Here is a 12,144-nt window from a genome sequence, read left to right on the forward strand (position 1 = left end):
CCGACCGCGATCCTTTCTCAACTCGCGTCTTAACGCTTTGCCGCATAGGGTGATCGGGGCGAATAACGGTTTTATGGCGTGGCGGAACACGCCTGAATCATCGGGATGGCTCAGAATTCGCGTAACTGGTCGAACAGCTGATACAACCGCGGCTGATCCACAAGCGTGGCGCCTTGCTCGCCCAGTTTCTGCTCCAGCGGGTTCAGAACATCGCACAGCACACTGTAGATCTCCTCACGCTCGACCGTCTCAATCGCCTTTGAACGCCGGTCGATGAGATTAAAGGCTTCGGTGTAGGCGGTTACAGCGGCGGTTAACAGGCTCGCCACATCCATGCTGCTATCGATGTTGATCGTGGCAGCCCGCAGGTTTTTGTAAGCCAGCGATGCTTTTTTGGCATAAGTGGCCGAAATATGTTCGCGGCCATCCCAGTCCCGGAAAGGATTGTGCAGATTCTCAGCCAGCCATTCCGGCTTGCGCGCTTTACTCAGCGAGAGATCCAACCCCTGAGTTGTCGCCTTTTTATAAGCGGTTCTGACAGAGCTGATTACGTCAAGCGGGACGCTGGTCATCCACAGGCATGAGAGATTGGGCAACGCTTCTGGTGAGGGAAAGTCAGCCGCGCTGAAGCCAAACAGGTCGAAGAAAGTCAGCATCTGCAACTGTGGCAGTGCGGCAATACGATGCATATTGCTGGCTACGCCGGGATTTCCCCAGATGCGCAGCTCAGTCAAACAGGTAAAGCGCTCAACGACTGGTGCCAGATCAATCTCTTTAACGCCTGTCAATGACAATGCCCTGAGCCGGTCAATACCCTGCAGCACAGGCAAAGTCTGCGAACATTGCAGGCACAGATTGCGTCCCTCCTGATCCGCCTCTACCTGAAAGCCTGAAGAAGGCGTTGCGGTGAGTGACAGCAGGGAGAGATCAGGATTCAGACGCACGCAGCTGACGCCTTCAGGGTTCAGAATAAAACGCGATAGACGGGTCGCCCCGACATCGATTTCGCTGACGACAGCGGATTGCCAGTGCAACTCATTAATGAAGTCATGCTGCTGTATATAGGCCATCAGTTCCGGAGTGCCATGGCGGGTTTCGATGGTCATCAGGCAGGGCAGGCGATCCAGTTCAGAGAGATCGGTCAGGGTTTGCAGGAGGTGGTCATTGATACGGGTGGTGTCCTGGCGAAGTGTCTGGCCGCCGACAACCACGTTGTGCGCGCCTGAAGCAGCCTTGAACCGCGCACGGCTGGCCGGGTCGATCTTCTCCCAGTTTCGCTGACGAACAAGACTGTTTCCCACGTCCCAGCCGAACTTGTAGGCGTTTACTTCCTGATCTGCCAGCGGCGGCAGGTTGGCAATTAATACATGTCCCGGTGGGACATTGGCGGAGACATAACCGTGATCGAAGCTGTCTTTGACAAAATAGTAGCTACAGCGCAAAGGCTGCATACGGCTGGCTTCCGCCCTGTCAGGCAAATGATCACCTGCCCAGTCGAGCTGGAGTATGGCTGCAAGGACTTTGCCTCTGGCACTAGCAGGCTGCTGGAGGTGTGTCACCTGACAGGCGACGTACTGCTGCAACTGCGGGGAATACACGCTGTAGATATCGCCGACCTTTGCTTGCACTCTCACTCCTCTCAGTCAAAAATTTTACAGTCAGAAAATCTGATGCGGCGCGCATCCTGCTCAGGGGTGCGCTTTGCCACGGATCTTAGATCCATCCAGCACACTAGCCTGGCATAACGTTTTAACGAAATGCTGGCGCGTGAACATTTTTATTTTTTTTCGCGGCAGGTGACAGCGTCAGTCGGGTTGCACGCAGCAGCCCGACTGACGAAGCCTGCCCGGAGGCATGCGGGGCAGGTATTCAGCTTACAGGCGGTTACCGGCCTCAACCAGTTCGTTATAGGATTTTAAAACACGCATCGGTGAACCCGATACCATCCAGCCTGAATTGCCGCTTCCTTTCAGCAGACTCTGCTCACCCGTGCTGTAAGGTGTTTTATCGCGAATCCGACGCATGCGATCCTTGCAGTCTTTCAGGAAGGTTCCGGCATTATCCTGGAAGATGGACCAGGTTAATGGCTTGCCCGCTTCGCTGGCCGTTGCCTTTTCTGCCTCACTCAGCAGCGTACTGTAAGCATCAATCGCTTTTGTCATCTCTGTCACGTCGGGAGCGGAAGAGGTAAACAGGGTCGCCAGCGGTTTGGCCTGTGTGACTAATGCCAGGCGGTAGTAGCGACTATGACGGCCCTCAGACTTTTCAATCTCAACGAGTTGCGCAGCAACGACCTCATTGTTCTCTTTTTCAACTTCGGCACCGAACTGGTCGCTGGATTTCATAAAGCTGTTAAACGCCTTCATGAGTGGCGGATGCATTTGTTTGGCTTTCGCGAAGCCATCATCCTTGTAATCTTCCTGACTGTAGTAAAGATGAGCCTGCGAAACCAGCGGCTGCAATGTCGTTAAATCCGCCAGATACTATGTTGCTGCAGCATCCAGCGCCGGTAACGTCGGTTTAGCCTTTGATGCCTGATTGATGGCTTTAGTGCAGCTCTCCAGTTCATAAGGCGTGACCTCGCCCAGTACGTTGACGCTGCGCTCTTTGCCGGTTGGCCCCTTTTCAGCATTCGCCATCCAGCTCACATAGCGCAGGGCACTATCGCGAACCGATCCATCCGTAGTGTTAAAGCAACCCACATAGGCGTTTAATTTTGTGGTGAGTTGCGCAGCGCTATCCTCCGCAACAGCCTGGGATTGACTCTGAGGGGCGGGTTTTGCATCCGCTTTGTCACTGTTGTCACATGCTGCCAGCGGCAGCACAAGGGCAGTCACCAGCATCCCGGGTATCATGGCCCTGCTTGCTCTTTTAAACACAATCGTTCCTTTATTTATGTGGTCAGAAGTAGAGATTGAAAATAAATGTTCGCATTGGCTCCCTTTTCAGCTGCGAGGAGGGAGCCGATGACAAACGGGTTATGCGCTTTGCGTCGCTGCCGCCGTTTCTTCTTTCAGCAACGCCCTGACTGTCTGATGACGATGCCAGTAATAGCCGAGGGTGTTTTTAAAGGCTTCAATCTCCTTTTTCAGGCCCGGCAGAGGGATCTCACTGCGTTTTTTTCCCTGCGAGTTTGGCTGCACATGTTGCACGTAGAGCTTATCCCGGCCGAAGCTACGAATAACGTTGATGTTTTTAACGTTATCCCACTCCAGCACTTCGCCGGTTTTCGGCGACACGATGCCCTGCCAGGTGATGACGATCTGCGAGCCATCTTTCAGGGTATAAGGAACATTGGGGAAATGCTTCAGCACCAGCGCGGTTTCCATTTCACCGTCAGGCTGATAGCGCCAGGCCAGGCTCTCTTCATGCACAGAAGAGAAGTCGCGCTCATATTTCTGCCATAACTGCTGTTCAATCTCGTTGGCAACCGGCATCAGATCGACCCAGCTCTGGGCCGGGAAATCGGCGGCGATCGCTGCATAGTCAGCTTCGTTAATCTCATACCCTACGTTACGCATCCTTTCCGCCAGAGGCGGGTGTGAATCAAACGGGTGCGGCACATTCTGCTCACGGATGACGCTGATAAAGTCCGGAGAGGCGACATGTTCTGGCAGACCGGCAGCAATAGCTTTACTGATCCCCAGTTCATTTTCGTGCAGCGTCTGATTATTAAAGAAGTTTCGTTCAACTTCATTCCGGTAGCTGGCATACGCAGATACTTTGATCAGTGATTCGATAATCGCGGCAGGGGAGACCAGCGTTGATGCATTGCGATCCGCGACAAACTCACGTTCACGGCTGTTACGCTGCCACGCCAGTTCAAACAGCATGCGATAAAGATAGAGCGGATAGAAGACGATCAGCGTGGCCACATTCTGACCCATCAGCTGCATATAGAGATCAAACCGATGCAGTTTCGGTCCCAGTAATGCGCCGGAGGCGGTGTCGCCTTCATGCAGGTGGGTCAGTTCATGGACCATCACGCCATCAGCCTGCGCAACGGTGAGCTGACGCAGGAGCGGAATACTGACATAGAGCTTACGGCCGGTGAGCGGATTCCCATTCACGTTCAGCGGAGCTTCGGTCACGTAGAAGTTGGTGTCGATACCCGCAACAATATGATCGGGTGGCGTGGTGCCCACTCTGGCGGCGAGCATATCAATCTGTGACCAGAGTGCCGGTGCCGCTTCGCGGGTCACGACTTCGCCTTCAATACTCTCTTCCGGTGGGAGTTTTTTGAAGATGCCTTTAATCATGTAATACATACCGGCCAGCACCAGCAGTCCTACTGCCATCACCAGTTTGGGATAGTAGGTCTGCGTGAAGAAGGCGGTGCCCCAGAATGAGAGCCATACCAGCATGCCGCCCTGTACCATGACTTCCAGCGAACAGGCCAGCATCAGGAACTTGCGGGCCAGCGCCAGGCTGATAACCTGTCCCTGGCGGCTTTTAAAGGCCAGCGCACTGAACAACAGCACCATCAGCAGGACAGCGCCGCTGCCGATCAGTGTCCAGAATGCCACTTTATCCATCATGTAGAACTGCCACAGTTCGGATTGCGGTTCGCAGACGGCGTTTTTGTAATCCTGCAGATTTTCATCTACCGGGCCGCAGACACTGGAAGGCGGGTTCTGCTGCAGAAACGCCTGTAGTTTGTCCGTATCCTGATGTTGTTCCCGCGCATCGTCCATGAAGAACTGCGTGTATTGCTGATCAAGTTGTTTGTTGCCATATTCAGCAAAAAACAGGGTAATAACAGGGACGAGAAACAGTGTGAACAGCAGCCAGAAAAATACCTTTAGATAACCCTTTTTCAATTCCGTTAATGTATTCAAAATAATAACATCCTGCATGTCTATGAAAGGGAAAAGCTGCTGCTATCAGGAAATTCCGAAAAGAATATCCTGGCCCCGGTTAAACGGTGCGGAAACATTTATGCGAGCTTCACGATATTATAATTATTGCAGAGCGATTATAAGCCAGTCTGAACCCGTTTTGAAAAGGTATAGCCGGATATTTTCGGCGATTTTTTCCTTTTCCGTCAGGTTATTTTTCTAGCGGCTTCCGGTGGTTCTGCCACGACAGCACTAATTTGAGTTAGTGCTCATCACTTATTCTGTCCGATCTCCTGACCGAGGGCTAATCCCCGCCATCTGTCTGCATCCGATACACCATAATCCTATATTTTACCATCAGAGCGGTGCGAAAAAATCACCAGCGCATACCTTTGAAGGGATTCCAGCCGTTATCGCCTTTTTTCTCTTTCAGGTAATAACTGTAATTGGTGCTCATGCCGTACAGGGCATTAAAACCATAGCCCAGGCCAACCTGAAGATACCGTGGAAATTCCATGCCCGCTATCGCTAAGGCGATGATCAGAATAGTATAAACAACTACCATAATTAAAATCAGCATGATGTTCTTCTTCCACAGGCCGAGTACGAACAGATAAATCGGGCCGAAAAGGAAGGCAATTAAATTCATGTTCACTTTTAATTTTTGCCTGAAAGGCAGTTGTTTCAATGCCTGTCTGAAGCCTGGTGTACTGGGAGCACCATGAAGGTCGAAAAAATCAAATCGGGTCTGCCATTTCGCACTGTACTCTTTAGTTGCGTTTACTTTATTATGATTTTCAATAGGTTGATTCATGGTTGCCTCAATATCCTGCGCAGAAAACTACAGAGACCGACACTGTTTCAGACGGATGACAGCCGCATGAATGGTGCTTATTGACCGCCAGAACAGCGCATACGAATTTTAAAAACAGGAAAGCCGTGTTAATTTGCACCAAAATAATATCGGTACGGTACAAATAGCCATGCTGCACCCTGGGTGCGCTATTAGCTGCACGGGTGCCGAATTCAGGTTAAACAACAATATTTGAAAATAAATCCATCAGAATCAGTAATGTGAAAATTGCACAGGCCGGACATCTCCTGTGCTGGATGTAATTGATATTAGCACCAAAGAAAATATCGCCACAATGATAAAAATATGTTAATTTTCAAAAAAAATATTCCTCGTTCCTCACACCTTAGAAGGATATAAAGATGATCGCATGGAGCGGAGTGGGTTTTTTCGTCGCAGTATTAATTTCTGCCGCCTACCTCCTGTGTAAATGGCTGTTAGATATTTATTACTACGACGGTTTCTTTGTCTCCCATCTATGGGCGACAGGGGCTACGCTGATCGTTTCTGCCCTTTTTTGTGCGGCCTTTGTCTGGGTTCTTCGGCAGGAAAAATGGCTGGACTCCCTTGCACAAGCAACGAAAAGCCAGCCAATGATGGCCCCCGAAAAAACCCACAACTTCTTTTTTATTCCCGTTCTCTACTGGCCGATTATTCTGTTTCTGCTCGGCTCAGGGATCTGTATTTACGACCTGACCCGATAACACTTCACATCACTGATACAGGCCATACTGATGCTGTATCAGCGAAATGGAAATATCATCAATACGAAGGAGTTCATGGTGAAATTAAGAAAATCATTAAACATTATGGGTGCGATCTGCCTGGCAACTGCCATCGGGGCTACTTCTCTGATGGCATCAGCCGCTGAGACAGCACCAGCTGCAAACACGCAGACTCAGACGATCTCTTTGCTGGATGGCAAACAGACGTTCAAACTGCAGGGCTATGAAAAGCAGCCTGTGCCGGGCGGCGGACCAGGCACCATGTATGTGAACAAGCAGGAAAAACGCGTATTGATCATTGGCGAAGAAGAGATCCCATTGATTGCGCGCGGTGGCAGTGACGCTGATTTTCTTGAAGGCGGGAAGTCTATCAAAGACAAGCAGAAGCAGGCTTCACCTTCTTATACGGTGATCAGTGAGAAAACTGAAAATACCAACGGTTTGCCGGTCTATCATATTGAAGCCACCGACAAAATGGGTGGTAACGATGTACAACAGGCGACGCTGCTGGCGGTCGCCAACAAGAAATTCACCGTTATTCAGGTGATTTCAAACCACAAAGACAAGGCTGGCCACCTGAAAGCAGTAAACAATATCCTCGGTAAGTAAGGTCTCAGTCGCTAAGCCCGGTTAGCTGATCGACCCGGATAAGGGGTTGCTGGTGGGGTTCATGAGTTACTCAGAACACACCTGCAATGCCTTGTCTGAACAATGCTCAGGCTGACGCGTCTGCGCGTCATCACGGCTTGCCCGCAAACCCCTTTCCTGACCTCTTTCTTCAGGCGTTATGCCAGGCCTGAAAACAGAAAAGGCCGTCTCCGGCCTCTCGTTAACTTTATGCAAACATCTACTTCAGGCTGCGCGAACCTGCGGCATCGCTATATCCGCGCTGATACGAGCACCTTCAGCATCAAACACCATGCAGTGGTGCGGATGGAAGGTGGGGCGCAGCGTCTGATAAGGACGGAAATGCACATCGCCGGGCAGCAGCATCTTGAAGCCGTCGTGGCCGTGGCTCTGACCAAACAGATAGGTATTGTTGCCGAGTCGCTCAACCACTTCGCAGTGGAAATTGATGTTCAGTGGTGCATCGCCGTTGATCTGCAACTGTTCCGGCCGGATACCCAGCGTGATCTCATCGCCTGGTTGCAACTGGCGGATGGGCGAGGGGAGCTGCAGCCGATGCTCGCCGTCATTGATCAGGGCGACCAGGCCAGCAGGGCCACACTGCTCCACGCGTGCAGGCAGGAAGTTCATCTTAGGTGAGCCGATAAAACCGGCGACAAAGCGGTTAATCGGGTTGTAATAGAGCGCCATCGGTGAACCCACCTGTTCAACCTTGCCGTAGTTCATGACCACAATTTTATCGGCCAGCGTCATTGCTTCCGTCTGATCGTGCGTCACATAGACCATAGTGGTTTTTAGCTCCTGGTGCAGCTTCGCGATGTGCAGCCGCATATCGACACGCAGTTCCGCATCCAGGTTCGATAAGGGCTCATCAAACATAAACACCCGGGGATTTCGCACGATTGCGCGACCAATGGCGACACGCTGACGCTGACCGCCGGAAAGCTGCTTTGGTTTACGATCCAGCAGATGCGCAAGCTGTAGCGTCTTCGCCACCATCTCTACCTGATGCTGAATCTGCGCTTTCGGCAGGCCGTTCACCTTCAGGCCGTAACCGATATTTTCCGCCACCGTCATATGCGGGTAAAGCGCATAAGACTGAAACACCATTGCCACTCCGCGGTGCGAGGGTGCGACATCATTCATGACCTCATCACCAATCAAAATCTCACCGTCACTGATCTCTTCCAGCCCGGCGATCAGCCGCAGCAGTGTGGATTTACCGCAGCCTGACGGACCGACGAAGACCGCAAACTCACCGGCCTCAATATCAAGCGCGATATTTTTCAGCGTTTCTGTTTTACCAAAGCGTTTGGTGACGTTTCTCAATCTGATGCTGGACATGCTGATCCTCATGGCAAGGGATTTGGCGGCTGAAATGTATGACGTATAACAGTTTGTCTTTTTACACGTCAGCCCTGATGGTGCCTGCGCTGACTATATCGCTCCGCCAGAGTGCGCCCTACCGCTGATTTTGATTTCTGTAATAGCGATCACACATTGATGCGAACGGGCTGGAGCGCGGTACGCATTCCGCGTAGCTTATGGCTCAAATGCGATACGTTATCCACACTTCATATGCTCAATAATTCCTTGTTCAGCATGTGCCTGAAAAAAGAACATCAGCAAATGACAGCTTAAAATGTCATACCTTCACACGAGGCCAGTAATGAAAATCAAAATCAGCGTTACGCTACTTCTTTCCGCATTGGTGCTTAATCAATCCGCCTGGGCCGCTCAGCAACTTACCGTCTGGGAAGACATTAAAAAATCAGACGGCATCAAAACGGCGATCGCCGATTTTCAGAAACAGTTCGGCGTTGAAGTGAAAGTTCAGGAGATGCCGTTTGCACAGCAGATTGAGAAGCTGCGTCTTGATGGCCCGGCGGGTATTGGCCCGGATGTCCTGGTGATCCCTAATGATCAGCTCGGCAGCGCGGTCGTACAGGGATTACTGGCACCGCTAAAAATTGATGCGGCAGAGCAGAGCGCTTACACCCCCTCAGCAATGGCGGCTTTCACACAGAACAGTGTGGTCTACGGCGTACCCAAAGCGGTGGAAACGCTGGTGCTGATTTACAACAAAGATCTGCTGCCGTCGCCACTGAAAACGCTGGAGGAATACCGTGCCTTCTCCCAGAAGCAGCGTGAGGCGAAGCAGTATGGCCTGCTCGCTAAGTTTGACCAGATTTATTACAGCTGGGGTGTGATGGCTCCGATGGGCTCTTACATCTTTGGCAAAGACGCCAAAGGCGCCATTAACACTCAGGATATCGGTCTGAACACCCCAGGCAGCGTGGAAGCGGTGACTTATCTCAAGCGCTTCTTCAGTGAAGGATTGTTGCCAGGCGGCATCATGGGCGACAACGGCCTCAACGCCATCGACTCGCTGTTTACCGAGAAGAAAGCGGCGGCGGTGATCAATGGGCCGTGGGCATTCCAGCCCTATCAGGCTGCCGGAATCAACTATGGCGTGGCACCGCTGCCGCTGCTGCCTAATGGCAAGCCGATGAGCTCCTTCCTGGGCGTAAAAGGCTATGTGGTCTCTACCTGGAGTAAAGATCAGGCGCTGGCGCAGAAGTTCCTCACCTTCATCAACCAGCCGCAGTACGTGAAAGAGCGTTATCAGAAAACCCAGGAGATCCCACCGGTCACCGCGCTGATGAACGATCCGATTATCAAAGATGATGAGAAGGCCAACGCGGTCGCGGTGCAGGCGGCGCGTGCGTCAGCGATGCCAGGCGTGCCGGAAATGCAGGAAGTATGGGGGCCAGCTAATGCTGCCCTTGAGTTGAGTGTATCCGGCAAGCAGGAGCCAAAAGCGGCACTGGATAATGCAGTGAAGCAGATCACCATGCAGATTGAAGCGATGCAGGCCAGCAACCAGTAATGCAGGTTCACGGGATAACCGTACAGGATAAGGATCAGGGTGTGGCTATATCTTCCGATGAAAATCTGGTGACGGCTAAGCGTCCGCGTCGTCATGCGACCACCGGTGCTGTGTTGGCACTGCTGCCTGGCTTCGGCCAGTTTTACCACCGCCAGTGGGCTAAAGGGCTCTGTTTTCTGATTTTGCTCAGCAGTTTTACCGGCGTGTTCCACGATTTTCTGCGTGAGGGATTCTGGGGGCTCTATACGCTGGGCGAATCGGTGCCGCGTGATAACTCCATTTTTCTGCTGGCAGAGGGCATTATCAGCGTACTGATTGCCGCCTTCGGCGTGGCGGTCTGGGGAGTGTCAATGCGCGACGCCTGGGTCAATGGCGTCAGGCGCGACAAGGGTCAGCAGCTGAACAGCGTGCGCCAGCAGTATCAGTTACTGCTGCGCGATGGCTTCCCCTATCTGATGATTTCGCCAGGCTTTATTCTGCTGGTGTTTGTAGTGGTGTTTCCGATTCTGTTCGGTTTCGCCATCGCCTTCACCAACTACAACCTCTATCACACGCCACCGGCGAAGCTGGTGGACTGGGTGGGGTTCAAAAACTTCATCAACATTTTTACCCTGTCGATCTGGCGCTCCACCTTCTTTGACGTGCTGCAATGGACGGTGGTCTGGACACTGCTCGCTACCACGCTGCAGTGCACCGTGGGCGTCATGCTGGCGATTCTGGTCAATCAGAAGGACCTGCGCTTCAAGCCGCTGATCCGCACCATCTTTATCCTGCCGTGGGCGGTGCCGGGCTTCGTCACCATTCTGGTCTTCGCCGGAATGTTCAACGACAGCTTTGGGGTGATCAACAACGCTATTCTCGACTTCTTTGGCATTGCACCCAAAGCGTGGATGACCGATCCGTTCTGGACCAAAACCGCGCTGATTATGATGCAGACCTGGCTCGGTTTCCCGTTTGTGTTTGCGATGACTACCGGCGTCCTGCAGGCGATCCCTGACGATCTCTATGAGGCGGCGATCATGGACGGTGCCAGCGCCTGGACGCGGCTGAAAACCATCACGCTGCCGCTGGTGCTCTACGCCATTGCGCCGATCATCATCACGCAATACACCTTCAACTTTAATAATTTCAACATCATCTATCTGTTTAACAACGGCGGTCCGGCTGTGGCGGGGTCGAATGCCGGAGGAACCGATATCCTGGTGTCGTGGATCTACAAGCTCACCATGTCGTCGTCGCAATATGCTATCGCCGCCACTATCACCATTTTGCTGTCGATTTTCGTGGTAGGTCTGGCGCTGTGGCAGTTCCGCGCGACCCGGTCGTTTAAACAAGATGAGATGGCGTAAGGAAGCAGTTATGGCGAAGTCCGGCAGTATTAAACGCGAAAGGTGGATACGCCTGTCGCTGACCTGGCTGGTGGTGCTGGCCGTCTCGGCCATCATTATCTATCCGCTGGTCTGGACAGTAGGAGCATCACTGAATGCAGGTAACAGCCTGCTCAGCAGTTCGATCATTCCGGAGAATGCGTCGCTGCAGCACTACCGCGACCTGTTCAATGGCACGGTGCCTTACCTGACGTGGTACTGGAATTCGATGAAAATCAGTTTCCTGACCATGGTGCTGACGTTGATCAGCGTCAGCTGTACCGCCTACGCTTTTTCCCGTTTTCGGTTCAAGGGGCGGCAGAACGGACTAATGCTGTTTCTGTTGTTACAGATGATCCCGCAGTTTTCGGCGCTGATCGCGATTTTCGTGCTGTCGCAGCTGCTGGGGTTGATCAACAGCCATCTGGCGCTGGTGCTGATCTACGTTGGCGGGATGATCCCGATGAACACCTGGCTGATGAAGGGTTATCTCGACTCGATTCCCAAAGATCTGGATGAGTCAGCGCGCATGGACGGTGCGGGCAACTTCCGCATCTTTGTTGAGATCATTATGCCGCTGTCGAAGCCGATCCTGGCGGTAGTGGCGTTGTTCTCCTTCACCGGCCCGCTGGGTGATTTCATCCTCTCCAGCACCATTCTGCGAACGCCAGAGCAGTTCACGCTGCCGATTGGCCTCTATAACCTGGTGTCGCAAAAAATGGGCGCCAGTTACACCACCTATGCCGCCGGTGCCGTGCTGATCGCCGTGCCGGTGGCGGTGTTCTATCTGGCCCTGCAGAAATACTTCGTTTCTGGCCTGGCCTCAGGCAGTACTAAAGGATAA

9 protein-coding genes and 1 pseudogene are annotated in these 12,144 nt (G+C 52.5%); 5 read left to right on the forward strand and 5 right to left on the reverse strand.

The window, feature by feature from the left end; all coding sequences use genetic code 11:
- Window positions 1–110 precede the first annotated feature (110 nt).
- The 4 genes and pseudogenes from NR201_RS07400 to NR201_RS07415 form a co-directional block, all read right to left on the reverse strand.
- Window positions 111–1,628, reverse strand: a complete 1,518-nt coding sequence (locus tag NR201_RS07400) for a hypothetical protein (RefSeq protein ID WP_256849587.1) — start codon at window positions 1,626–1,628, stop codon at window positions 111–113.
- 246 nt (window positions 1,629–1,874) lie between these two features.
- Window positions 1,875–2,855 (reverse strand): annotated as a pseudogene (locus tag NR201_RS07405) (YiiG family protein).
- 123 nt (window positions 2,856–2,978) lie between these two features.
- A complete protein-coding gene (locus tag NR201_RS07410; protein ID WP_033786801.1) occupies window positions 2,979–4,856 on the reverse strand; it encodes a M48 family metallopeptidase in 1,878 nt (625 codons plus the stop codon).
- Between the two features lie 358 nt (window positions 4,857–5,214).
- Window positions 5,215–5,652 carry a DUF2628 domain-containing protein gene (locus NR201_RS07415; protein WP_010670648.1) on the reverse strand — a complete coding sequence of 146 codons (438 nt, stop codon included), beginning with the start codon at window positions 5,650–5,652 and terminating at the stop codon, window positions 5,215–5,217.
- A gap of 401 nt (window positions 5,653–6,053) precedes the next feature.
- Here NR201_RS07415 and NR201_RS07420 point away from each other — a divergent pair, with 401 nt between their 5' ends.
- On the forward strand, window positions 6,054–6,395 hold the full coding sequence (locus tag NR201_RS07420) for a hypothetical protein (protein WP_010670649.1): 342 nt from the start codon (window positions 6,054–6,056) through the stop codon (window positions 6,393–6,395).
- Between the two features lie 30 nt (window positions 6,396–6,425).
- Entirely contained in the window at window positions 6,426–7,025 is a 600-nt protein-coding gene (locus NR201_RS07425; RefSeq protein WP_010259156.1) for a hypothetical protein, read from the forward strand.
- 243 nt (window positions 7,026–7,268) lie between these two features.
- Here NR201_RS07425 and NR201_RS07430 read toward each other — a convergent pair whose 3' ends face one another.
- Complete coding sequence (locus NR201_RS07430; protein ID WP_372340247.1) at window positions 7,269–8,399, reverse strand: ABC transporter ATP-binding protein; 1,131 nt, start codon at window positions 8,397–8,399, stop codon at window positions 7,269–7,271.
- Window positions 8,400–8,712: 313 nt separating this feature from the next.
- Between NR201_RS07430 and NR201_RS07435 the strand changes: the two genes are divergently transcribed.
- Genes NR201_RS07435 through NR201_RS07445 form a run of 3 tightly spaced genes read left to right on the forward strand, consistent with a single transcriptional unit; the run spans window position 8,713 to window position 12,144 of the window.
- A complete protein-coding gene (locus NR201_RS07435) occupies window positions 8,713–9,933 on the forward strand; it encodes an extracellular solute-binding protein (RefSeq protein WP_191914063.1) in 1,221 nt (406 codons plus the stop codon).
- A gap of 41 nt (window positions 9,934–9,974) precedes the next feature.
- Window positions 9,975–11,282 carry a carbohydrate ABC transporter permease gene (locus NR201_RS07440; RefSeq protein WP_031594081.1) on the forward strand — a complete coding sequence of 436 codons (1,308 nt, stop codon included), beginning with the start codon at window positions 9,975–9,977 and terminating at the stop codon, window positions 11,280–11,282.
- Between the two features lie 10 nt (window positions 11,283–11,292).
- Window positions 11,293–12,144, forward strand: coding sequence for a sugar ABC transporter permease (locus NR201_RS07445; protein ID WP_010259151.1), 852 nt, complete (start codon window positions 11,293–11,295; stop codon window positions 12,142–12,144).

This window comes from Pantoea sp. Fr-CA_6 (genome assembly GCF_024520895.1).
Lineage (GTDB): Bacteria > Pseudomonadota > Gammaproteobacteria > Enterobacterales > Enterobacteriaceae > Pantoea > Pantoea agglomerans.